At 52.3% G+C, this 22,188-nt stretch carries 22 protein-coding genes and 1 pseudogene; 6 read left to right on the forward strand and 17 right to left on the reverse strand.

Translation table 11 applies throughout. The features are described 5' to 3' along the window. Nucleotides 1-55 precede the first annotated feature (55 nt). The 8 genes and pseudogenes from RT340_RS09955 to RT340_RS09985 form a co-directional block, all read right to left on the reverse strand. A pseudogene (locus RT340_RS09955) lies at nt 56-374 on the reverse strand (transposase); the annotation flags it as partial. 157 nt (nt 375-531) lie between these two features. Next, the gene (locus tag RT340_RS22595; RefSeq protein ID WP_211729555.1) at nt 532-681 is read right to left on the reverse strand and encodes a DUF551 domain-containing protein; all 150 of its coding nucleotides are present in this window, start codon (nt 679-681) and stop codon (nt 532-534) included. 198 nt (nt 682-879) lie between these two features. Beyond that, nucleotides 880-1,137 carry a hypothetical protein gene (locus tag RT340_RS09960; protein WP_249221796.1) on the reverse strand — a complete coding sequence of 86 codons (258 nt, stop codon included), beginning with the start codon at nt 1,135-1,137 and terminating at the stop codon, nt 880-882. A gap of 173 nt (nt 1,138-1,310) precedes the next feature. Next, nucleotides 1,311-1,883 carry a Panacea domain-containing protein gene (locus RT340_RS09965; protein WP_211729553.1) on the reverse strand — a complete coding sequence of 191 codons (573 nt, stop codon included), beginning with the start codon at nt 1,881-1,883 and terminating at the stop codon, nt 1,311-1,313. 202 nt (nt 1,884-2,085) lie between these two features. Beyond that, complete coding sequence (locus RT340_RS09970) at nt 2,086-2,523, reverse strand: hypothetical protein (protein ID WP_211729561.1); 438 nt, start codon at nt 2,521-2,523, stop codon at nt 2,086-2,088. A gap of 144 nt (nt 2,524-2,667) precedes the next feature. Next, on the reverse strand, nt 2,668-3,078 hold the full coding sequence (locus tag RT340_RS09975; protein WP_211729552.1) for a hypothetical protein: 411 nt from the start codon (nt 3,076-3,078) through the stop codon (nt 2,668-2,670). Between the two features lie 9 nt (nt 3,079-3,087). Then, nucleotides 3,088-3,519: a hypothetical protein gene (locus RT340_RS09980; protein ID WP_211729551.1), complete on the reverse strand. Its 432-nt coding sequence runs from the start codon at nt 3,517-3,519 to the stop codon at nt 3,088-3,090. Nucleotides 3,520-3,551: 32 nt separating this feature from the next. Next, a complete protein-coding gene (locus RT340_RS09985) occupies nt 3,552-3,881 on the reverse strand; it encodes a hypothetical protein (RefSeq protein WP_249221795.1) in 330 nt (109 codons plus the stop codon). Between the two features lie 38 nt (nt 3,882-3,919). Between RT340_RS09985 and RT340_RS09990 the strand changes: the two genes are divergently transcribed. Then, nucleotides 3,920-4,282: a VOC family protein gene (locus RT340_RS09990; RefSeq protein WP_211729560.1), complete on the forward strand. Its 363-nt coding sequence runs from the start codon at nt 3,920-3,922 to the stop codon at nt 4,280-4,282. Nucleotides 4,283-4,319: 37 nt separating this feature from the next. On the opposite strand, the gene RT340_RS09995 is transcribed toward RT340_RS09990, so the two are convergent. The 5 genes from RT340_RS09995 to RT340_RS10015 all read right to left on the reverse strand — a co-directional run bounded on the left by RT340_RS09995 (nt 4,320) and on the right by RT340_RS10015 (nt 10,733). Then, nucleotides 4,320-6,608 (reverse strand): molybdopterin-dependent oxidoreductase, encoded by a 2,289-nt coding sequence (locus tag RT340_RS09995; protein WP_313375664.1) that lies wholly within the window; start codon nt 6,606-6,608, stop codon nt 4,320-4,322. Between the two features lie 35 nt (nt 6,609-6,643). Further along, the gene (locus RT340_RS10000; protein ID WP_313375666.1) at nt 6,644-7,405 is read right to left on the reverse strand and encodes an amino acid ABC transporter ATP-binding protein; all 762 of its coding nucleotides are present in this window, start codon (nt 7,403-7,405) and stop codon (nt 6,644-6,646) included. Continuing rightward, the gene (locus RT340_RS10005; RefSeq protein ID WP_034827514.1) at nt 7,398-8,321 is read right to left on the reverse strand and encodes an amino acid ABC transporter permease; all 924 of its coding nucleotides are present in this window, start codon (nt 8,319-8,321) and stop codon (nt 7,398-7,400) included. Before RT340_RS10005 ends, RT340_RS10000 begins: the two co-directional genes overlap by 8 nt. Continuing rightward, on the reverse strand, nt 8,318-9,214 hold the full coding sequence (locus RT340_RS10010) for an ABC transporter substrate-binding protein (RefSeq protein WP_058961755.1): 897 nt from the start codon (nt 9,212-9,214) through the stop codon (nt 8,318-8,320). The genes RT340_RS10005 and RT340_RS10010 overlap by 4 nt, the downstream gene beginning before the upstream one ends. Nucleotides 9,215-9,542: 328 nt before the next feature. Continuing rightward, a complete protein-coding gene (locus RT340_RS10015; protein ID WP_313375669.1) occupies nt 9,543-10,733 on the reverse strand; it encodes a glycoside hydrolase family 5 protein in 1,191 nt (396 codons plus the stop codon). A 329-nt stretch (nt 10,734-11,062) separates the two neighbouring features. Between RT340_RS10015 and RT340_RS10020 the strand changes: the two genes are divergently transcribed. From RT340_RS10020 to RT340_RS10030, 3 genes are all read left to right on the forward strand, one after another. Continuing rightward, complete coding sequence (locus RT340_RS10020; protein WP_313375671.1) at nt 11,063-13,243, forward strand: TonB-dependent siderophore receptor; 2,181 nt, start codon at nt 11,063-11,065, stop codon at nt 13,241-13,243. Between the two features lie 205 nt (nt 13,244-13,448). Next, on the forward strand, nt 13,449-14,372 hold the full coding sequence (gene iolE, locus RT340_RS10025; RefSeq protein WP_097117804.1) for a myo-inosose-2 dehydratase: 924 nt from the start codon (nt 13,449-13,451) through the stop codon (nt 14,370-14,372). Nucleotides 14,373-14,382: 10 nt separating this feature from the next. Next, the gene (locus RT340_RS10030) at nt 14,383-15,564 is read left to right on the forward strand and encodes a Gfo/Idh/MocA family oxidoreductase (RefSeq protein WP_313375675.1); all 1,182 of its coding nucleotides are present in this window, start codon (nt 14,383-14,385) and stop codon (nt 15,562-15,564) included. Here the strand turns inward: RT340_RS10030 and RT340_RS10035 are convergent. The 3 genes from RT340_RS10035 to RT340_RS10045 form a co-directional block, all read right to left on the reverse strand. Continuing rightward, complete coding sequence (locus RT340_RS10035; RefSeq protein WP_313375677.1) at nt 15,561-16,475, reverse strand: alpha/beta hydrolase; 915 nt, start codon at nt 16,473-16,475, stop codon at nt 15,561-15,563. The two genes, RT340_RS10030 and RT340_RS10035, sit on opposite strands and share 4 nt — an antisense overlap. A gap of 217 nt (nt 16,476-16,692) precedes the next feature. Further along, nucleotides 16,693-17,136, reverse strand: coding sequence for a GNAT family N-acetyltransferase (locus tag RT340_RS10040; protein WP_313375679.1), 444 nt, complete (start codon nt 17,134-17,136; stop codon nt 16,693-16,695). Continuing rightward, on the reverse strand, nt 17,120-17,665 hold the full coding sequence (locus RT340_RS10045) for a GNAT family N-acetyltransferase (RefSeq protein WP_313375681.1): 546 nt from the start codon (nt 17,663-17,665) through the stop codon (nt 17,120-17,122). The genes RT340_RS10040 and RT340_RS10045 overlap by 17 nt, the downstream gene beginning before the upstream one ends. A gap of 118 nt (nt 17,666-17,783) precedes the next feature. On the opposite strand from RT340_RS10045, the gene RT340_RS10050 reads away from it, so the two are divergent. Continuing rightward, nucleotides 17,784-18,698 (forward strand): DMT family transporter, encoded by a 915-nt coding sequence (locus RT340_RS10050; RefSeq protein ID WP_313375683.1) that lies wholly within the window; start codon nt 17,784-17,786, stop codon nt 18,696-18,698. A 5-nt stretch (nt 18,699-18,703) separates the two neighbouring features. Here the strand turns inward: RT340_RS10050 and RT340_RS10055 are convergent, their stop codons facing one another. Further along, nucleotides 18,704-19,591, reverse strand: a complete 888-nt coding sequence (locus RT340_RS10055; RefSeq protein ID WP_283215842.1) for a MurR/RpiR family transcriptional regulator — start codon at nt 19,589-19,591, stop codon at nt 18,704-18,706. Between the two features lie 418 nt (nt 19,592-20,009). Between RT340_RS10055 and RT340_RS10060 the strand changes: the two genes are divergently transcribed. Next, nucleotides 20,010-22,139, forward strand: a complete 2,130-nt coding sequence (locus RT340_RS10060) for a TonB-dependent siderophore receptor (RefSeq protein ID WP_313375687.1) — start codon at nt 20,010-20,012, stop codon at nt 22,137-22,139. Nucleotides 22,140-22,188 lie beyond the last annotated feature (49 nt).

Here is a 22,188-nt window from a genome sequence, read left to right on the forward strand (position 1 = left end):
GAAACCCAGTATTATCAACGGCTCGGAAGTGTCTAGATTATCCGTGGCGATTCAGCTTTTCGATAAAGACATACTTCATTTCAGGCGCTTCGCGAAGTATGTCGCGGCCTTTTGGAGAATGGCCAACTCCTCTGCCTGTTCGGCCAGCTGGCGTTTAAGACGGGCAATTTCCATAGCCTGTTCGTTCTCGCGTTCAGAAGTCGTGGCCTGATTCTGCTGTTTGGCGCGCCAGTTATAGAGCTGGGATTCGTACAGACTGAGTTCCCGGGCAGCGGCAGCCACACCAATACGTTCAGCGAGTTTCAGAGCTTCCTGCGAAATTCAGGAGAATGTTGCTTACGCGGTTTCCGGCTGGTTAATACGGACTTTGTCATGTGAGTCACCTCTGGTTGAGAGTTTACTCACTTAGTCGCGTGTCCACTATTGGCGGGTAGGATCAGTGGCCCAGCGCACCTTATCGATAAGCACTAAACATATGTCAGGATGAGATGCGAATCAGAAACAAAAAGCCCACCGAAGTGGGCTTGATTCTCATTGCTCTGGCGGCTCTGGCAATGGCATCCAATGTGTAACTGTATGGTGAGAATGCTGAACATTTCCGGTTATCGTCACGCGGTCAAAACCGTTAAGCCTATCAAAGTTAGCAACTCCAATGCCTTTATCTGTTGCCACAATGAACATTTAAAATTGTCTAACCGTCTCTGGTAGACGCTCGCCAACTGAAATCCAACCCATTGCCAATCTCCATGTTATAAATGAACTCACACCTTGGCATGCCGTGACCGCAAGGAGATGCAAAACCATAAGCAATGAAGATTAAATGAATATTATAGGTGCGGATATCTTAGATTTATGAAGGAAAAGGTGATCTCGAAAGAGTTAATTGCCTGTTTTTTCATTCAATGAGGCACCTGAGGAACAGTGAGTATTTTTAAACTTCAGGTTCTTTGAGCTAACTTGTTCAGAAACATCAAATCCAGCGAGAATTCTTGCAAATGTTGCTTCTGACATATCCTTGCGAGACACAATTTCGCCAGATTTATGTTTTTTTACAACATTATCAACTCGCCAAATTACCGCCTCTGCATAAACCACATAACTAGGATGCTTGATAAATTCGTGGTCACCAACTTGCAAGATGCAGGATGGGTCATGAGGCACACTTGGTTTTATACTAGAGATATTTACTACGAGAATACAATAACAGTCATTAACAGGATAGTACACGGGGTCATTGCATATTACATGCAAATGATTAGTGGGCCCTGAATGAGCCAACACTGTTCCTTTCCTATATGGCTGAAATTCTTTCATGTCAGTTGACTGGAGAACTCTTTGAGTTTTTGGGATTCGTTCATGCTCTCGATAATGCGAGACGCTTCTTCTTGTGTTTTACCATCACTCAAGAAAATCTCAAGCTTGTTGATAGGTTTACAAGAATGCCCAGGATCATGCCACTCAGGACACACCTCTTGAAGATGTGTCATATCTCTAAGCTCATACCGATTCATATGACCATATTGCGAGTAAATATCGTCTAAAATTCGAACATCTGCTCTGCTCAGCTCATCGAAAATCTCTTCAGCATCCATTTCACGCGGGTCTGTGCGAAGCATGACATCGTGTTCAATAGTTTGAATGAGGGAATACCAGTACTCGCCTGAGATTGGAGCCTTTCCTTTAATCAAGTCTAAGGTCGTAGACATGACTGGCCCATGTTTCATTGAGAAGAGACTGTCCTCACCCATCATGCGACCATAAGTCAGCATAGATTTTCTATTGGAGAGATACAGCAACTTCATCAATTTCAGATATGCCATGCGCCCGCCTCGTTTGAGAAGCAGGTAAGCAGCCATCTGTGCCACTTTTTCTTCGCTGAACATTCTGGAACTCCGGATACCATATAAAGGAAAAGTCTATTTCAAATTGGCAAAATATTGTGCGTGTATAAGGATCCACCAATCTGGTAACGCAAAGTGTATTATCACTGATAAATTAGTGCAACCACAAAGATGCGGTGAAAGTCAACAGTACAGGTATTCAGTTATTTGCGCCTACCTTTCCAAGTGCCACGCTAGGTAGTCATCAGTAAACCTTTAACCCTCGCGCTATCGCCCGCCCTATAGACTCCATCAAAGGGTCAATCTTGCGCACGTACGCGGGACCGATAAAGGGCCGCGGCGGCATATTTTCGGTTCCGACTTCCTGCCAGAATCCGATCTGACTTTTAGTGCCCACAATGGCCGCCAGGCCAATAATTTCACTCTCGATTGAATCCAGCAATTCGCCAGATCGCAATAGCGGATCGTCTTCGGTGTACCCCTGGCGCACACGGTCGGCTTTCGTTGATTCAGCCAGCGGCGCCCAAGCCTCAAACGGGCCGTAAGCGGGCTGATACACCCCAATCTCTTCTTTCGCCGTTTCCTCAATCTCTTTCACGATGATGTGAAAACCTAGTTCAAGTTCTGAAGCGATTTTGGTGGAAGCAAACGACAGTTCCCGACCTAACTGCTCGAGGTCCATCACCTCCCCTCCTCCCATTGTCCTGTATTCCAGCTGTATCTGCCGCCGTCGAACTCGCGAATTACCACGCCAATCGCAATGCGTTCATGAGGCATCAGCCGGTTAGTCCAGGGAAAATGATGCCGAACGGAACCCCGGATTTCATCAGCCAGCACTGATTGATGAACGCAGGGTTACGGGCGATTTTTTTGCGGCGGTCTCCGTGGCTTCATCCTCTTCCTCTTTCGACTTCTCACGTAACCAGGATGTCACCGCTTTCAGTCCGCTTTTACCGAGGATGGCTAGCATGCCTTCAATCTGTTTAGGATTCTGCGGCACTGTATATTCGTCACCATCGATATCCGCCACTGCCGCCACTGGGAAGGCATACATGTTCATGTACATCACGTTCATGTCCATTTCAGGGCCAATAGCAACCGTCAGGCGGGATTCCTGCACCGGGTTCAGCTCGCGCAGGGTGATAAGGCGCCCTGCTGTGTCCCTGACCTGGTTATAATCTACGGCGTTCAATGCCGGGGTGGGTTGCTTGCCTTCATGCACTGTGACCTTAACCATTCTTGTTCCTTAATGTACTTTTTTACGACGGTTTGCCGTCCAGGACAGGGTATGATTAACAGTCTTCTCTCCCTGCTTGTTGCCGGCATCGGTGAGATGAAACGATACGCCTTCATAACGAAAGACACTGACCGTGCCGTTCACTTCGGTGATGGTCTCAGTAATGGTGCCGCGAGGCTGATCGATACCGTTGTAATAGTTGTCTTCCCACTTCGCCCATAAGTCATCCAGCGTGGCATCCATACGTTCAGCAGTAATGGTGCCATGCCAGCCAACGGGGATTTGCAGCTCATCGGTAATGCCATTGAGTGGCGTAATCTTCTGGGTCGACACCTGCGGCTTAGAGTCAAAACTCATGATTTTAGGAATGCGCAGTTTGCCCGATGGCGTGTTGATATCGACTGCAATGTCGCGGCCTACGGTGTAGCCAAGGGTTGGCATGGTTTATCTCCGGTGTTAAGAGCGCAGCGGCTTTAGCGGGGTGAATCGTTTGAGACGGAGATGGACACGCTGCCACCGCCTTCAAGATTCACCAGGAAGTAGCGAACCACGTTCAGGTATTTAACCTGCACATCCGCCGTCATGTAACCCAGCGCCACACGGGAATCCGGATTATTGGTCGCATCGAGACGCACAGAGAAAGCCGGGCCGCCGTTAGGGTCCTCAATCATCTTCTGTGTTTCCAGATTCGACAGGAAAGACTCCAGGGTGCTTTTGGTTTCCCGGCGCAGATCTGTCGTCTGATTGTCCCCCACCACGCCCCCGAATCCTGCCGCCAGGGTCAGCAACAAAAAGTTAGTCATTCGGGTGTAGGTATCATCGTTCTGGGTCGGATTAGACCATCCTTTATGTACCAAACGTCGTCAAAAGCGCTGACTTTTATGCATCGCTGTTCGATATCAAGCCGATTAATGTCACGCCCACTTTTGCGATGTTTGTTTTTGAGAATGGATTCAAACTGGGCTTGTGGTCGAAATATACCGTTCAACCGCCGGTGGAGACGCAACATTTTACGGCCAACGGTGAAATCACTTTTAAAGTGCAGCACAAAGCCGACGTCGATTTCCTCTACAACGAATGGGGCGCGTTCCGTGAGATCACCATTGTACAGTCTCCGACCGAGATGGATTTTGGCTACACCTTCATGGCTATCGATCCTGATGGGCATCGTCTGCGCGTAATGTGGCTGCAGTTAGAAGATTAATATTTCGGGGCGGCCAGTTGGCCGCCAATGGGTAATGCTAACTTTGCGGCGGGATAAATGCCTGCACCGGCGTCAGTTCTCCAGTGTATTTGCGCACCTGAACCACGGTGATTTGACCACTGCAGCCCTGCGTCAGCGACGACGTGCCAATATCCAGCGTCAACACATTGGGGTTGCCGTGACGACATAACGGACGCAGCGCAGTGGGATCCACCGGATCGTACCAGGCGCCGGTCGGCAGTTGAACCACGCCGGGCATCACCGTGTCGGTCACGCGCGCGCTGGCGAGCACATGGCCGCGCTGATTGTATAGCTCGATAATCTCGCCGTCATTGATACCCAGCGATGCCGCATCATCAGGATTCAAGCTGCACACCTCACGGCCATCGCGTTTGCCGCTCAGGCTGTAATCACCGAAATCCAGCTGGCTGTGCAGACGCGTGGCGGGCTGATTGGCGATAAGCCAGAATGGATGATCGGCATCGGGCTTTTGCTGCGGCTCTCGCCACACCGGATGTCCGGGGCAGTTTTCATAATCGAAACTGGCAATCGTCGCCGAGTAGATTTCGATTTTCCCGCTCGGCGTTGGCAGTGGTGCAGCATCCGGATCGGCGCGGAAGGCATTCATCATCCGTCCACCGTCTTTAAGCTGCGGCAATTCCAGCACGCCCTGCTGCCAGAATTGTTCAAAATCGGGAATGTCGACCTGATGCGTTGCCAGCTTTTGCTGCAACTGTGCGTAATGGTGTTTCAGCCAGCCACGCGTATCGCGACCTTCTGTAAACGCCTCTTCACGTCCCAGCCTGCGCGCCAGCTCAGCAAAAATGGCGTAATCGTCTTTGGCTTCGCCGTGCGGTTGCGCGACCGGCTGCATAGCAAACAGATGGCGATCGGTTGGCGCACCGCCGATATCTTCTCGCTCCAGCGTCATGGTCGCGGGCAACACGATATCGGCATGCCGTGCACTGGCCGTCCACGCAATCTCATGCACAATCAGCGTATCCAGCTGGCAAAATGCCTGACGGAGTCGCGCTAAATCCTGATGGTGGTGGAACGGATTACCGCCCGCCCAGTAAGCCAGACGAATATGCGGATAGGTTAAGCGGCGGCCATTGTAGTCGAACGGCTTACCTGGATTGAGCAACATGTCTGAGATGCGCGCCACCGGGATCAGGCGATCAATGCCATTCTTGCCCTGCGGTAAAGCCGGGAAACTTACCAGGTTGTGATGCTTACCGTAATGACCCAACGCGCCCAGCGCATAGGTGTAACCGCCGCCCGGTAAACCCGGTTGGCCCAGCGCCGCGGCCAGTACCAGCCCAAGCCACACCGGTTGTTCGCCGTGCTCCGAACGTTGCAGCGCATGCGCAACGGTGACCAGCACACGCTTACCGGGTAAGTGACGGGCAAAATCAGCGATAAAGGCCGCGCTGACGCCGCAGATCTCTGCCGCCCAGGCGGCATCGCGTCGCGTGCCATCTTCTTCACCACGGATATAAGCGACCATTTCCGGCCAACCCACGGTGTAGCGACTGAGGAAGGCTTCATCCGCTAGCTGTTCTTCAATCAATACGGACAGAATACCGAGAATAAAGGCGGCATCGGTGCCTGGACGCAAGGCCAGCCACTCCCCTTTGGCTTCGTCGGGCAGATCGCTTTTCAATGGGCTTACTGAGATAAAACGTGTGCCGCGTTGTGCAGCCTTCTGCATGAAACCGCGCTCGGTGTGTTCACTTAATCCACCGCTCGCCACCTGCGAGTTTTTCAGCGCCAGACCGCCAAAGGCGATGACGATTTCACTGTGCTGAGCAATCTCTTCCCAGCTCACGCCGCGCCGCGCAATCTCGTTCATGTCGCCGACGATATGTGGCAGCAGCACCGAAGCAGAGCCGGAACTGTAGCTGTTTACCGAACGCACATAGCCGCCCAGCGTGGTGTTCAGGAATCGGTGTACCTGGCTTTGCGCATGATGAAATCGCCCGGCACTCGACCAGCCATAAGAACCGCCAAAAATGCCCTCTGGGCCATGAGTGTCGCCGACGCGCTTCAATTCACGCGATACCAGTTCGTAAGCCTGCTCCCAGCTAACCGCAACGTATTCGTCATTGCCCCGGCGTGGATCGGGACCGGGGCCCTCTTCCAGCCAGCCACGACGCACCATTGGACGCGAGACGCGAGCCGGATGATTCAAAGCGGTGCGGAAATTTTGCAGCAGCGGGCTGGGATCGGGATCGCCTTTAAAGGGTTCGATAGTGAGCTGGTCGCCCGATTGCTGGGCATGAAAAGCGCCCCAGTGGGCGCTATGCATTACCGGTTTTTGCGTCATCACTGTTCCTGGCTATCAAAAATGAAAAACGGTGCTTAAAGCACCGTTGCAATAAAGTCTCTTACGCGCCCGTTTTCCGGGTCGTCGAGGACTCGCTGAGTCGGTCCGGCCGCCACGATTTTGCCGTCTTCCATAAAGACAATGTTGTCGGCAACCTCGCGCGCGAAACCAATCTCGTGCGTCACAATCACCATGGTGATGCCGGAGTGCGCCAATTGCTTAATCACTTGCAACACTTCGCCCACCAGTTCTGGATCCAGTGCCGATGTCGGCTCATCGAACAGCATCACACCCGGGTCCATCGCCAGCGCGCGCGCAATGGCCACACGCTGTTGCTGTCCGCCGGAAAGATTCTGCGGCCACTCCTCTTCGCGCCCTGCCAGCCCCACCTGCTTAAGCAGTGACAGCGCTTTGCTGGTCGCCTGTTGGCGGTTCTGCTTTTTCACGCGCATCGGTGCATCAACGATGTTCTGTAACACCGTGCGATGCGGGAACAGGTTGAACTGCTGGAACACCATGCCAATTTGCGCACGCTGACGCGCAATCTCACTGCTGCTTAACTCATGCAGCGCCTGGCCTTTCTGCTTGTAGCCAATGATTTCGCCACCAATCCGAATGGTGCCGCCATCCAGTTTTTCCAGGTGGTTGATGCAGCACAGCAAAGTGGATTTCCCCGAACCAGAAGGCCCAAGAATGACCGTGACAGAACCGGCAGGAATATCGAGATTCACTTCGTCCAGAATCGTGACGCCAGAGAAGCGTTTAGTGACTTTACGTAAGGCGATCGCTTCAGCCATTGCTTACGCTCCTTTCAGGTTTTTGCGCGCTAAAGCCCGGCAAGGATTTAAACAGGCTGCGTTTTTCACGACGCGTAACGCCACGACCAAAATAGCGTTCAACGTAGAACTGACCAATCGACAGTACCGAGGTCATCAGCAGATACCACAGCGTCGCCACTAGCAGCAGCGGGATCACTTCATAGGTACGCTGATAGATGATCTGCGCGGAAAACAACACGTCTTGCAGCGAAATGACTGACACGACGGCCGTGGTTTTCAACTGACCGATAATTTCATTACCGGCAGGTGGCATGATGGCGCGCATCGCCTGTGGCAACACCGTGTGTCGGAAAATCTGCGCGGGGCGGTAACCCAGCGCACGTGCGGCTTCCAGTTGTCCGTTTCCTACGCTTTGAATACCGGCACGCACAATTTCTGCGGCATAGGCAGATTGATGCATCACCAGCGCGATCACTGCCGCACTGAATGGACTCACCAACGCATTAGACTGGGTACTCCACAGCTCGCCCAATCCGGGAATAGAGAGTGAAATCGTTGGATAGAGCGCGGCAATGTTGTACCACAGGAACAGCTGCACCAGCATCGGCACACCCCGGAAGAACCAGGTATAGAACCAACTCACGCCCACCAGCACGGGGTTGGATGAGAGGCGCATCAGCGCCAGCACCGTACCAAACGCAAAGCCCAGCACCACCGAAATCGCCGTCAGTTGCAGCGTCATTAATACGCCCTGCAGGATCGATTCGCCGGTGAAGTTTTCCGCAATCACGCTCCATTCGAAGCGTGGATTGTTAATCATCGAGTGCGCCATTGCCACGACGCACAACAGCACCACCAGCGCACTCAGCCAGCGTCCGTAGTAACGTTTGCCGACAATTTTCAAATCATCGGTGTGGTCACGTACATCACTCATTGAAAGATTTCCTGGTTACGTTTGGATTCTTTAACCGCGCCAAAACCGATGCCCCAGTTGTCGAGGATCTTCTGGTAGCTACCATCTTTGATCAGCGAGTTAAGTGCCGCTTGCACCGCAGGCTCAAGCGCAGAATCTTTCGGGAAAGCCACAGAAACAGGCGCGTCATGCACGGTGATTTCGCCGCTCAGGGTGATAGGTTTAATCACCTTCGCCTGCCACAGCAGACCTTCGTACGGGCCGAGGAACATCGGTACGCGACCGCTGACCACGGCCTGAACACCGGCTGGACGATCCGGGAATACGGATACTTTGATCGGTTTTTTACCCGCTGCTTCACAGGCTTTGCTGGCTTCTTCCAGACGCGTCACCTGCGTGGTGCCTGAACCTGCGCCAACTTCCAGGCCGCACACGGCGTCCAGGGTTTTGAACGGTGCCACATTGGCATCTTTGCGCGAAATAATGCCCAACAGGCTGGCATCGTAATAGCTCACGAAATCGATAATTTTGGCGCGGGTCGCGGTGGCGTTGATATTTGAGAGTGCCACATCGTAACGACCGGTTTTCAGGCCGGGAATGATATTGTCGAAACCGCCGGTGTCCCGCCACTGGACCTGGATCCCTAAGCGTTCGCCCACGGCGTTCATCACGTCAATTTCACGTCCGGCCAGGGTTTTGTTGTCTTCTTTATAGAAAGTGGTCGGCGGCGTGTTGGGATTGGTTCCTGCCACGATGTAGCCGCGCTTAACCACATCCGCCGGCAGCAGGCTTTTCAGTGCCGGGTCGGCCTTAACATGGAGTGAACTGTCAGTCGGGACGGATTGATCGGCGGCAAACGCGGTGTGTGCACTCAATGCAAGTGCAAGCAAGGTGATACCTTTGGCGAGTTTCACTGGAACCTTCTCCTGATATATATAAATGTTTCCCTGTCGGGAAAAGGCGTTGAGGTAGCGATGTATTTTTCTTCTTTCTCACCTCACAGCGGAAAGAAATTGTCATCCTCAGAACGTCCCGCAGCCATTCTCAGTAAGATGTGCAGCGATCACAAATGCGAAAAACGGATATCTATTGCCAGATTTCGGGAATAGAACTCGGCGCCCGTGGTGATGGGGATGACCGCGCCAGCGATGGCGCGGTATCAGGTAAGGTATTCAGATTTTGTCAGGTATTCGGCAGCCTGCTTTAACCATGGCTTATGATCGTTTTCTTCTTAGCAATACACTATCGTTCTAAGCGTTTGCGTATAGGCTCAAACTCTTTCGTCGCATGGCGTGGTATGAGGTCGGGTAAATTTTGCTCCGCAGCCTGCCAGTATTGCCACGGTACTTTCTTGTCGCCCAATTCGTAATCCATCCCATCCCAGTTGTCTTCCCGGAAGCTGTAAAACGCCCAGTGCGACTGCTGCTGATCCAGCACCTTTAACACATCCTCCAGATATTGCGTGCACCCTGGTAAGGTGCGGACACAACCGAACTCACCAACCACCATTTGATGGCGGGCCACATCGTGCGATTTCGCCCACTCAAACGGTAGCGCTAAATATTCTGCTACGCGTTGTGCATCCCACTGTTGCTGCAATCCCGCAAACGGGACTTTACCCGGGTAAGGCCAGGGCGCTTTGCGTTTGGCATTCGGTGCACTGGTGGCGGAATAAGGCTCATACATGTGCACGCTATATAACACCCGTTTATCTTCGAGCGGCTGTGGCCAATATGTGAAGGCATCGGCGGCAGCGTACCAGCCACTGTCGACCATCACCGGCGTCTGCTGATCGACTTCGCGAATCGCCGCAATCACGGTGCGGTAAAACTCCGGTAAATCCCGCGCGGTACCCTTGTGCTGCAGATACCAGCTTTTCATGGTTGCGGCAGACGCATGTTCGTCCAGACCGCCCATTTTCTCCGGTGCGGGTTCATTAATGATGTTGTATGCCGCTACTGCAGGGTGGTCTTGCAATGCAGCCGCAAGGTCACGCCAATAACGGGCACTTTGCTGCCAGAAAGCGTTGTCTTGCCACAGCCGGTCGTCGAACTGTCCGCCGTTATTTTGTGACCAGCGCATGCCGGGTAAGGAAAGCGGCGTAATCACCACTTTCAACCCTGCTGCCTCAGCGTTATCCAGCACATTTCTCAAAGTGGCGACATCTTCCGCCACTAATCCCTGGTAGCGATCCGCACTGCCCAGCAGAAAATCACGCTGTTTGGTGGGCCATTTATCCCAGGAGAGCCGCACCCAAGAGGCACCGTAAGTGTGGAGAGCATTGAAATAAGCAGTATTGGGTGGAATGCGATTAAAACTGTTGCCGCCATGTTGAGGTTGCAGCCAGAAATCCATCTTATCGGCGGCTCTGGCAACAGGAATAGTGAACGAAATCAGTAACAGGAATGTAAAGGTTTGTATGATCTGGCGCACAATTTCTCCTTGATTTATGAGAGTCCCAGGCACCCTTTTTGGTGCAGGCTCGAAGCTAAACGGATTCCCATGTAGTTACTGTGCGTTATCACTGATTTTAGTCTACTGATTTGCAAGGAATTGATGACAGTTTGATGAACGCTTTTCCTCCGCAACGTTTTTAAGCACAAACGTCACTCTGGCTTTACGTTTCTTCACGTTTCCCCCGCATTTAGCACCAATCATGGAGAAAAAAAGGAGACGCCGGTTTGTCGCATATACAATGAGAAACATTCTCATTATCATGCGCATTTGCTTACATATGTTAATACTTCAGGGAGAAGATTTAAGTGAATGTAACTTTGTATGTCAGGAAGCGCCCTCTTGCACTGATTGTGGCAGCCTTGCTCACCTCACCTGCTTATGCCGCAGAACCCACGGAAAAACTGGCTGACGATGAATCAATGATCGTCACTGCAGAACAGGGTCTGAAACAACAGCCTGGCGTTTCCACCATTACCGCTGAGGACATTGAGAAAAGCCCACCGGTTAACGACCTCTCCGATATCATCCGCAAAATGCCGGGCGTCAACCTGACCGGTAACGGGGCCAGCGGTAGTCGTGGCAACAACCGCCAGATTGATATTCGCGGCATGGGCCCGGAAAACACCTTAATCCTGATCGATGGCGTGCCAGTGAGTTCGCGTAACTCCGTGCGTTACAGCTGGCGTGGCGAACGTGACTCGCGTGGTGATACCAACTGGGTGCCCGCGGAGATGGTAGAACGTATTGAAGTGATTCGCGGCCCAGCCGCCGCGCGTTACGGTTCCGGTGCGGCTGGCGGCGTGGTGAACATCATCACTAAACGCCCGACCAATGACTGGCATGGATCACTGTCACTTTTCACCAATCAGCCCGAAAACAGTAAAGAGGGTGACACGCGTCGCGCCAACTTCAATTTGAGTGGCCCACTGGCTGGCGATGCATTAACCATGCGTCTGTATGGCAATATCAACCGCACCGATGCGGATGCTTATGATATCAATACCGCTCAAAACGGCTCTTATGCTGCGGGACGGGAAGGGGTACGTAATAAAGATATTAACGGTGTACTGTCATGGAAAATCACTCCTACTCAGATCGTTGATTTCTCCTACGGCTATAGCCGTCAGGGCAATATTTATGCGGGCGACACGCAGAACAGCAATGGAAATAGCAGTGCAGGTGGTTTAGTTGAATCTCTGTACGGCAGTGAAACAAACCGCTTATATCGTCAGAGCTATGGCGTCACTCATAACGGTATCTGGGATTGGGGCACATCCAAACTTAATTTCAACTACGAGAAGACCAATAACACTCGCTTGAAAGAAGGCACTGCCGGAAGTGTTGAAGGGATGATCAACAGTAATGTTTATTCGACCAGTCGTCTGGAAAGTTATCGTGCTGGCGGAGAAATAAACTTCCCACTGGAATTATTGGTGGACCAAACCGTGACGTTGGGAGCGGAATGGAACCGCGATGAGCTTAATGACCCTGCGTCAATGCAATCTGCAAGTACAAACCTTTACTTGCCAGGTAGTTCAGGCGATCCGTCTCAGCGCAGCAGTAATAACTCCGCCACGATAAGTTCTCTTTATTTTGAAGATAATATTGCCGCCACTGACAGCACTGAAATTATTCCGGGTTTACGCTTTGATTATCATGATGCTTTTGGTGCTAACTGGAGTCCAAGCCTGAATATTTCGCAACGATTGGGCGACTATTTTACGCTCAAAGCGGGTATTGCGAGGGCATTCAAGGCGCCTAACTTATATCAATCAACTCCCGGCTACCTGCTATCAACACGTGGCAATGGCTGCCCAATTGGCCTATCCCAATGTTATTTATTAGGGAATGACAATCTCGATCCTGAAGTGAGCGTCAATAAAGAAGTGGGACTAGAGTTTAACCACGCGGGTTATGTCGCGGGTATCACCTACTTCCGTAACGATTACAAAAACAAAATTGTATCCGGTACTGATGTTGTCTACACCAATGGTACTTACAACGTGCTTCAGTGGGAGAATGGAGGCAAAGCCATTGTAGAGGGGCTGGAAGGGAACCTGACTATTCCATTGATTGCGGACACACTTGAGTGGCGGTCTAATGCGACTTACATGTTCCGTTCAGAAAGTAAGAAGACCGGAAATCCTCTATCGGTCATTCCTGAATTTACTATCAACTCACAATTAGAGTGGCAAGCAACTGATAGCCTTAGCGCCAATATCAACTGGACGCAGTATGGCCGCCAAAAACCGCGCCAAAATGCAGAAACAGTTATTGAGGGAAGACCAGGAGGTCTTTCACAACGTGAAATCAAGCCATATTCCATTGTCGGCTTGAACCTCAATTACGACATCACTAAAAATTTGCGTGCTAATGCGGGTATTAACAACCTGTTTGATAAGCGCATTTATCGTGAAGATGAAGGTGCTTCAACTTACAACGAACCGGGCCGCGCCTATTACGCTGGCGTCACCCTGTCGTTCTGAGTCCAGATGGGTGGCCTTCTAAGGGCCACCCCTATTGACTTGCTTTTCTATCTCCCTGTTAACCCATCAATTTCCATCCAAAATCATATCAATATTTTTTTGACGGTAAGCCTGCAAATTTTGATGGTTTTACGTCAAATAACCGCTCGCCGCAGCACATCGCATCCGCTAATTTCATCGCTATCTCCCCTACAGGATATAACCGATGATCAAAGAAGCGTTTTATCGCACAGGTCACCCCGCACCTCAACTCGGCGTCAGCCCACTCTCCTGGGTCAATGAAGTGCTGCAATACCTCGGCGCAGGGACCTCGGCCGAACACTGTTTGAAAGAAGCGAAACAGGCCGGATTTCAGGGCGTCGAGCTAAGTCGCATATTTCCGCGCGAACCCGGGGCATTGAAGCAGCTGTTGGCACAACATCAACTGCAGCTGGTGTCAGGCTGGCATGACGGATTTCTCACCGAACGCAGCGTTGAGCAGGAGCTGGATGCGGTGCACAACCATGCCACCCTGCTGCAGGAAAATGGCGCCAACGTGATGGTGTACGGCGAATGCGGCTGGATGGCTGACAACGCGCTGGATGTGCCACTGAGCACCCGACGTTTGTTGCCGGAGAGTCAGGTCGCCGACTATGCCGATCGCCTTTCCCGCTTTGCCGAAGCCCTGTTTGATCGATACGATTTACGCCTCGCCTATCATCACCATCTCATGATGGTGGCCGAAACACTGCCGGAAATCCGTGCGTTGATAAATGCCTGTTCGCCCGCCGTTGGCCTGTTACTGGATACCGGTCACGCCACCGCTGCCGGATTCTCCTATACGCAACTTATTGAGGAATTCGCCGACCGCATTTGCCACATCCATCTAAAAGATGTGCGGTTGGATCGCCTGCAAAAAGTACGGGCCAGCGGTATGACCTTCAACGAAGCCGTGCTCGCAGGGATGTTTACCGTGCCAGGCGACGGCGGTATTGATTATCGGCCGCTGGCAGAGTTTATCGCTCGCAGCGGTTATCAAGGCTGGATGGTGGTGGAAGCCGAGCAGGATCCGGCGAAAGCGCCCCCATTGGAGACCGTGACTCGCGCACAACGTTTTGTTGCCCAACACATTTTACCTGCAAACGCTTAAGGAGCCGCTGATGGCTGGAAAAACACTGAATGTTGGCCTGATCGGTTCAGGCTTTATGGGCCAGGCACATGCCGATGCATGGCGCCGCGCGGGTTTAATGTATCGTAATCTGGCGCTGCAACCCGTTCTGCATACGCTGGCAGATGTCACGCCCGCACTGGCCGAAGAAGCGGCTCGACGCTACGGCTTTCAACACAGCACGGCGGACTGGCAGTCGCTGGTGAACAATCCTGAAATCGATATTGTTGATATCACCACGCCTAATAGCATGCACTTCGACATGGCGCTGGCCGCGATTCGTGCAGGTAAACACGTCTACTGCGAAAAGCCGCTCACCGTTTCGTTGCAGGAAGCACAAACCCTGACCCAGGAAGCTGAGCGAGCAGGTGTGAAAACCATCATGGCGTTCAATAACATCAAAACGCCGGCAGCGCAGTTGGCGAAGCAGATGATCGATCGCGGTGACATCGGCACACCGACACGCTTCCGTGGCTGGTTCGATCAGGGATTTTTCAACGATCCCGAGCTGCCATGGAGTTGGCGTTGCTCACGCGAACAGGCCGGGTCTGGCTCACTCGGTGACTTAGGCTCACACGTGGTGAGCGTGGCGCAATATTTGATGGGGCCAATCAAGAGCGTGGTAGGACAGGAGCAGCTGTTTATTGACACGCGTCCTGCTGCGGGTGGTGGTTCAGGCTATGGTGCCCAGGCAGATAAACAGGCGGCGCGTTTGAAAGTGGAAAACGACGATCAGTTCCAGGCGCTCGTGACTTTCGAGAACCGCGCCGGTGGCGTGATTGAATCTTCACGCATCTCCGCAGGAAAAGTGTTCGGCATTGCCTGGGAAATCTCGGGCACCGAAGGCACCATCATCATGGACGGTGAGCGCTTTAACGAACTGAAGATTGCACGTTATGGCGATGCGAAACACGATCGTGGCTTTAAAACCATTTATGCCGGTTCTCAGGTCGAGCAGTTTGGAGGCTTCTTTGGCTTCGATTTCGCTGGCGGTGGCCTGGGATACTTCGATGTGAAAGTGATCGAAATTTACGACCTGATTAAAGGCCTCAGCAGCGAAGCCGGTTGTTTCCCGGATTTCCGCTTTGGCCTGGAGAATCAGCAAATCATTGAAGCGATGGTGCGCTCATCTGCCAGTGGTCAACGTGTGGAGATCGCCAGTCTGCGCAACTAACTAAAAAACTCGCGCAGTGCCTCAGCCAGCGCCTGCGGTTGCTCATCCGGGATGAAGTGACCGCAGTGCGCGATTTTGATGCCTGAAACCTCAGCCGCAAACTCCTGAAGCGGAATCGCCATATCGGGGATCGAACCCTGATCGGCACTGACCGCCAGCAACGGCACCGTCAGTTTGCCGTTATCATGCAGCCATACACGGTTTTGTTCCGCCGAGACGCTCACTTCGCGATAGGCCGCCATGCCTGCGCGCAATGCCCCGTTCTGTTGCAACAAGCGCACATATTCCGCCATATCTTCCGCGTCAAACACCATTGGGCTGACGGCTTTGCGTTTCAGGAACCAATCCAGATAGATCTCTTCGCGCCCGGCAATTAAGGCTTCAGGCAGATCCGGCAGCAGATGGAAGGCGAACTGCCAGGTTTTCCAAGCCTTATTGGGCGTGGCACGCATCGCATCCGGCAAGGTCACGCCCGGAATGCCGGCGTCAAGCAGTGCAAGTTTTTTTATCTGATTGGCATAACGCAGGGCAAACGGCCAGGCCACCCACGCACCGACATCATGCGCCGCAAGATAGTAGTGATGGATGTTCAGTTGCAGCAGCAGGCCCTGTACTTTTTCTGCCAGAGAAGTGGTGTCATATCCGCTGTAAGGCTTATCGGAATCCCCCTGACCGGGGAGATCGGGCGCGATAATGAAGTAACGATCGCCAAGCAGAGCCATTACCTTGCGCCACGCAAACCAGCTTTGTGGGAACCCGGCTAACAGCACCAGGGTTTCACCTTGTGGGTTGCCGCCGCTAACGTAGTGGATGCGAACACCGTCTACGGTGGCGTAATGATGGGAAAAATCAGGCAGGTTGGTGACAGGTTGTGACCAGCGCGATGTTATTTTTAATTCTGAGGCATTCATCCGTTACTCCTAGAATTGGAAATGGTTACTTCCTAATTGGTCAAATTCTTGGTCGGATAGGTCGAGAACATAATCGTTCCTGGTTGGCATGGTTGGCCGCGTTCTCGTATCAAGATTTGAGTTTGCGCTAGGGGAGATACCATTTAGGAAATGATCGATTCCCAAATGGTACAGGATGGTAGGAAGAATTGACAAGCGGTGTGAGTGAAATTGCTGATTAGGGTGCAACACGGTATTGCACAAAATCCGTCTTCGTCGCGACCTGATCATACAGCGCTCGGGCGCGGTAATTATTCTCGCGCGTCATCCAATACACTTTCGAGCAGTTCAATGCCTCAGCGGCAGCATTCACCGCTGCGATCAACGCGCGACCCGTGCCTTGTTTACGCCCGTCTGGGCTGACGAACAGATCCTGCAGGTAACAATAGTCACCCAGGGTCCAGGTGCTGCGATGGCAAATAAAATGCACCAGCCCAGTCAATTTGCCCTGCTCCTCCGCCACCAGACAATGCATCGGTTCGCCTTCCGCAACCAATCGTTGAAATGTCGTATTGGTGACTTCTTCCGTGACCTCACTGACATAAAAGTCGAGATAGCCCAACCACAGCGATTTCCACTTTGCGTAATCCTCTGCAGTGAGTTTTCTAATGACCTGTTCCATTTCTTTCTCTCCATTGTTGGCGTGTGATGGTGAACATCAAACTGGCGGGCGGATCTTGCGGATTAAACACCCTTTCGAGGAAAGTCATCCCGACCTTTTCCAGTACGCGGCGTGATGCGGTGTGGTTTTCTCTCACCACACCGACAATTTCTTTCAGTTTTAGATCTTCAAAACCGTGGCGGATGGCGCGATGCGCGAGTTCTGTCGCATAGCCTTTTCCCCAGGCATCCGGTTCAAAACGGTAACCCAGATTGTTGGTTCTGCGCCCGTTGAATTCGCTGACGAATACGCCACCGAAACCAATCACGTGTTGAGGATCGCTTTTCTCCATGATGACCCAGTCATCGAAACCATGAATAGCGCGGTCTTTGATTCTGCGTAATAACACTTCTCGCGCATGATCAAGGCTTGGATAAGGCCCGCGTGGGTTAAATTGATGTGTTCGTGCATCGCCATAGATGCGAAAAAGCGCCTGCAAATCCGTGTACTCAATCGGCCGATACAGCAGCCTTTCAGACTCCCAATGCATTCATTTCCTCGCCGTTTTTTGTTATCCAGCGAAGTAGCATAGCACCGCGACATCGCTTTGAGTGTTAAGAATTTTTGCTATGATGTCAGCCCATCTTTCTAATGATTGAATCTGAACCATGCGAACATCGGACTCGTTGCGACTTTTGCTGCTGGCGGCTATCTGGGGAGCCAGTTTTCTTTTTATGCGTATTGCCGTTCCCGCGCTGGGTGCGATAAATACGGCTTTTTTGCGCGTGTTATGTGGCGCATTGGGTTTAATCATCGTGATGGCAGTACTGCGCATTCCGCGTCGCTTCGAAGGCAAACTGGGTTGGGCAATGTTGCTGGGTGTGATTAACTCAGGATTACCTTTCCTGATGTATTGCCTTGCCGCTCGCGTGCTGCCCGCAGGCTACTCCGCAATACTCAACGCTACTGCGCCGTTAATGGGTGTCGTGATTGGTGCGGCGTTCTTCAATGAACAACTGACCGTGAGTAAAGTGCTGGGTATGGTGGCCGGTGTTGTCGGCATTATGTTAATCAGCACCACTGGCGAAGGGGTGCTCTCGCACGCATTGATACTTGGCATTGCGGCTTGTCTGGTCGCCACCACCTGTTACGGTTTTGCCGGCTTTCTGGCCAAGCGCTGGATCGGTTCGCGCGGCGGGCTTGATGCCACGAAAGTGGCGTTCGGTAGCCAGTTGGGCGCCTCGCTTTTCCTGCTGCCTTTCTTTGCCTTTAGCGCCCCGCAAACGCCGGCGGCGAACTGGCAAATACCTGAAGTCTGGGCCTGTATTTTGGCCGTCGGCTTTATTTGTACTGCGCTGGCCTACATCATCTATTTCCGTTTGCTGGCCGATATTGGCCCCCTGCGCACCCTCACCGTCACCTTCCTGATTCCGCCTTTTGGCATCCTGTGGGGCTGGTTAGTGCTGGACGAGCAAATCAATCAGGGCTTTATAAGCGGTGCATTGCTGATTGTGCTGGCGGTATGGCTTGTCACGCGCAGCGAAATGGTCAAACCCGCCGCGCCGAGTACCTCTGACAATTAATAACGCTATTTCTTACCGGTGGGTTTCAGTGAACGATTGAGATCCTGAATGCGTTTCATGGTTTTTACCGTGCGCGATGAAGTCGCTGAAGCCACCGACAAAATCAACATCTCCAGACACACCAGCACGGTGCCATGCAGAGGCATACGACCATTCTCCCCACCGCGCGGCACATTGATAACCACATCCGCTTCTTTGGCAAAGGCAGAATCTAAGGCATTGGTCAGCAAAATCACCGGCATCCCCAGCCGCTTCGCCTCTTTCAGGGTAGTCAGCCCTTCTTTATGGGCAGATTTCTGCGCCATCATAATCAGCACATCACCACGCTGTAAGGTGATCAACTGTTCAGCGAGGGCAATACCCGAACGATTGAGCGTGACGGCAGGAATGCCAATGCGCGTGAACAGCCGAGCACTGTAATCCGCCAGAATCCCTGAAGCATTAATGCCAAAGAGCGCTACCTGTCGCGCGTCGATCAACATCGCGACAGCCTGCGCCACCGCTTGCCGATTGTGAGGTTCCGAGAGGGCATCGCAGGCGCGTTTATGGCCACCCAGTACGAAATCGATCCCCGAATTGATGTCACACGACAGCTCGCTGACGGTGGCGCTCATCTTCTCTTCTGAATTCATCGCCGGGCCAAACCAGGCTTTCAACGTGGTTTTCAAATCACGCAAACCGGCAAATCCCAATGCCTGAACGGCACGCACCACGGTGGCATCTGAGGTATGAGTCGCATCCGCTATTTCCATGGCGGTGGCATCTAATATTGCCTCACGATTATCGTGGATATATCGCGCGACGGATTGAAGGCTGGACGATAATGACGGAGCGCGTGCGCGATAGCGTTCACCTAATACATCAACCCGATTTTTAATTTTATTTATGGCCATCTTTTTACCTGTTTATCATCAGGGCGTGATTTCGTCCCCCATTTAGGCACGGTATTGTAGTGATATTTCTTGTTTAATCCAGCACCCTGATCGCTATCGCTCCTTTGGGGTGGATCGTTGGATCACAGCAAGAAACAAGTTTATCTGACTGTTTTTGTTGTATTTATAACAATTAAGCCTCAAATGGAAATGGCGTTGATGGACTCTATTCCTGCTGTAGTATCCACGCCATTATTTCCGTTTACTACTACATTCTTTCATGTTTGAATGATTCTCAATAACATCACGCCATCTCAGTTTAAGGCGCACGATCCACAGAGAATGCTTATTTCATTCACTTTTCTCTGCTGAAAATAATTTAATCCTAGCTTCGTTTCATGGACGAGATTAATTCCGCACCAACACCAGGTTTATTTAAATGAATAACAACAAGAGTTTCGCTGTTAAAGCACAATGCCATCCGGCCATTATCGCCGCAATATACGGTGTCAGCGTTTTCACTGCAGCTGGCAGTCTGGCAGCGGAAAGCAGTAATACCCTGACGGTGTCCGCGCAGGAAAGTCGCCCGCAAGGCTATAACGCCACCAGCAGTTCCGTCGCCAGCAAAACGCCCACGCCGCGTCTGAACGAAGCGCAATCGGTGAGTGTGGTGACCCAACAACAGCTTGAAGACTATCAGGCCGCTAGTCTCACTGATGCGATGCGCTTTGTCAGTGGTGTCACAGAGGGCAATACTCTGGCAGGCACCGAAGATGGCTTTGTGCGTCGCGGATTTGGCAGCAACTCTGATGGGTCAATCTATCGTGATGGCATTCGCAGCAGCCAGGGGTTGAACTTCGATGCCACCACCGAACGCGTCGAAGTGCTAAAAGGCTCGGCATCCCTGCTCTATGGCATTCAAAATCCGGGCGGCGTGATCAACGTGGTGAGCAAAAAACCGCAATATGACTGGCACACCAAAGTTAGCGGCCGTTCCTCCAGCGAAGGTGGCGGCGCTGGCACCGTCGATGTCACCGGCCCGCTGGGCAACGGCCTGGCTTTCCGCTTGATCGCCGAAAAGCAGAATCAGGATTACTGGCGCAACTTTGGCAGCGACAAACATACGCTGATCGCGCCTTCGTTGCAGTGGTACGGTGAAAAAGCCAGCTTCCTCGTGAGCTATGAAGATTATCAATACGATATCCCCTACGATCGTGGCACCGCCTTTATCAATGGCAAGCCGCTGGATATCGGCTACAAAGATCGTCTCGACGACAAGGCGAATCATGCCTGGGGTCACAACAAAACCCTTAATGCGCACTATGACTGGCAGTTTAATGATGACTGGAGCACGCGCGTCACTTTTGGCTGGAATCAGCGTCAATACGACAACAACGAAGTGCGCGTCACCGCCATTAACCCCACCACCGGCGTCGTGACGCGTCGTGCCGATGCTAACCGTGGCTTTAACCACAAAACGAAATACGTTTCATGGGATCTGCTCGGCTCACAACAGCTGTTGGGCATGACCCACGATGTGGTGATCGGGACTGATTATGAGATGAACCAGACTTATCGCGCGCATCAGTATCAAGGGAAATCCAACACCGGGTTTAACTTTACCGATCCGCAATACGATATCCTGTCACCGGTCACCAATAGCACCTCGGAAAACACCGCCAACGCCAATAACCTGAACCGCATTCATAGCCGTTCGGTTTACGCTAAAGACAGTATTTCACTGACGGAACAGTGGATTGCGGTATTTGGCGGACGCTATCAGCATTACGAGCAGCGTGCGTCAAAAGGCTTCGACCCGGTGGTGGAAACACTGAACAGTGAAGGCAATAAATTCCTGCCACAAGCGGGTCTGATTTATAAAATCACCCCTGATGTCTCGCTTTACAGCAGCGTCAGCAAATCCTTTACGCCTTCCACCGATGTGGACGATGACGGCAATGTCGGTAAACCCGAACAGGGCACGACCTGGGAAGTCGGCAGTAAATGGCAGATCTCGCCAAAGCTGTTTGCCAGCGTCGCGCTGTACCGCATTGATGAACGTGACATGTCGCTCAGCATTAACGGTTCAACGCGGGCAATTGATAAAGCCCGTTCCAGTGGCGCAGAGTTTGAGCTGAACGGCGAAGTGTTGCCGGGTTGGGATCTCAGCGCTAACTACAGCTACGATAAGGCTGAGATTGTTGATGATGGCGTAAATTCTGCTAACAATGGCAATCGGCTGCAAAATGCACCGCGTCATTCGGGCGCGCTCTATCTCAGCCACAACCTCAGTATCAACGGCATTCCCGGTGATTTCCGCGTCGGTGGCGGCGCGCGCTATGTCGGCTCGCGAGCGGGCGATCCTGAAAATAGCTTCACGATGCCGGATTACGTGGTGGCGGACAGCTTTATCGCCTGGAACAATCAGTTGTTTGGTGAAAAGACACAACTTAAGTTGAATCTGAATAACCTGTTCAACAAGCACTATTACACCTCCAGCGGCGGCAATTTGCGCGTGCGTGAGGGTGAAACCCGTAACCTGATGGTCGAGGCCAGCGTTGAGTTCTGATTCTGTGGTTAAAGCGGGCGCCCGGCGCGCCCCTTCCCTCTGGGGGCCA

This window comes from Pantoea sp. CTOTU50773, assembly GCF_032082325.1.
GTDB classification, from domain to species: Bacteria; Pseudomonadota; Gammaproteobacteria; order Enterobacterales; family Enterobacteriaceae; genus Pantoea; species Pantoea communis.

Bases quoted from the DNA above. Each gene is read 5' to 3' on its own strand.
- RT340_RS22595 (WP_211729555.1), bottom strand. From the start codon at position 681: ATGTTCATTGTGGCAACAGATAAAGGCATTGGAGTTGCTAACTTTGAT.
- RT340_RS09965 (WP_211729553.1), bottom strand. From the start codon at position 1,883: ATGTTCAGCGAAGAAAAAGTGGCACAGATGGCTGCTTACCTGCTTCTC.
- RT340_RS09970 (WP_211729561.1), bottom strand. From the start codon at position 2,523: ATGGACCTCGAGCAGTTAGGTCGGGAACTGTCGTTTGCTTCCACCAAA.
- RT340_RS09975 (WP_211729552.1), bottom strand. From the start codon at position 3,078: ATGGTTAAGGTCACAGTGCATGAAGGCAAGCAACCCACCCCGGCATTG.
- RT340_RS09980 (WP_211729551.1), bottom strand. From the start codon at position 3,519: ATGCCAACCCTTGGCTACACCGTAGGCCGCGACATTGCAGTCGATATC.
- RT340_RS09985 (WP_249221795.1), bottom strand. From the start codon at position 3,881: ATGACTAACTTTTTGTTGCTGACCCTGGCGGCAGGATTCGGGGGCGTG.
- RT340_RS09995 (WP_313375664.1), bottom strand. From the start codon at position 6,608: ATGACGCAAAAACCGGTAATGCATAGCGCCCACTGGGGCGCTTTTCAT.
- RT340_RS10000 (WP_313375666.1), bottom strand. From the start codon at position 7,405: ATGGCTGAAGCGATCGCCTTACGTAAAGTCACTAAACGCTTCTCTGGC.
- RT340_RS10005 (WP_034827514.1), bottom strand. From the start codon at position 8,321: ATGAGTGATGTACGTGACCACACCGATGATTTGAAAATTGTCGGCAAA.
- iolE (WP_097117804.1), top strand. From the start codon at position 13,449: ATGATCAAAGAAGCGTTTTATCGCACAGGTCACCCCGCACCTCAACTC.
- RT340_RS10030 (WP_313375675.1), top strand. From the start codon at position 14,383: ATGGCTGGAAAAACACTGAATGTTGGCCTGATCGGTTCAGGCTTTATG.
- RT340_RS10035 (WP_313375677.1), bottom strand. From the start codon at position 16,475: ATGAATGCCTCAGAATTAAAAATAACATCGCGCTGGTCACAACCTGTC.
- RT340_RS10040 (WP_313375679.1), bottom strand. From the start codon at position 17,136: ATGGAACAGGTCATTAGAAAACTCACTGCAGAGGATTACGCAAAGTGG.
- RT340_RS10045 (WP_313375681.1), bottom strand. From the start codon at position 17,665: ATGCATTGGGAGTCTGAAAGGCTGCTGTATCGGCCGATTGAGTACACG.
- RT340_RS10050 (WP_313375683.1), top strand. From the start codon at position 17,784: ATGCGAACATCGGACTCGTTGCGACTTTTGCTGCTGGCGGCTATCTGG.
- RT340_RS10055 (WP_283215842.1), bottom strand. From the start codon at position 19,591: ATGGCCATAAATAAAATTAAAAATCGGGTTGATGTATTAGGTGAACGC.
- RT340_RS10060 (WP_313375687.1), top strand. From the start codon at position 20,010: ATGAATAACAACAAGAGTTTCGCTGTTAAAGCACAATGCCATCCGGCC.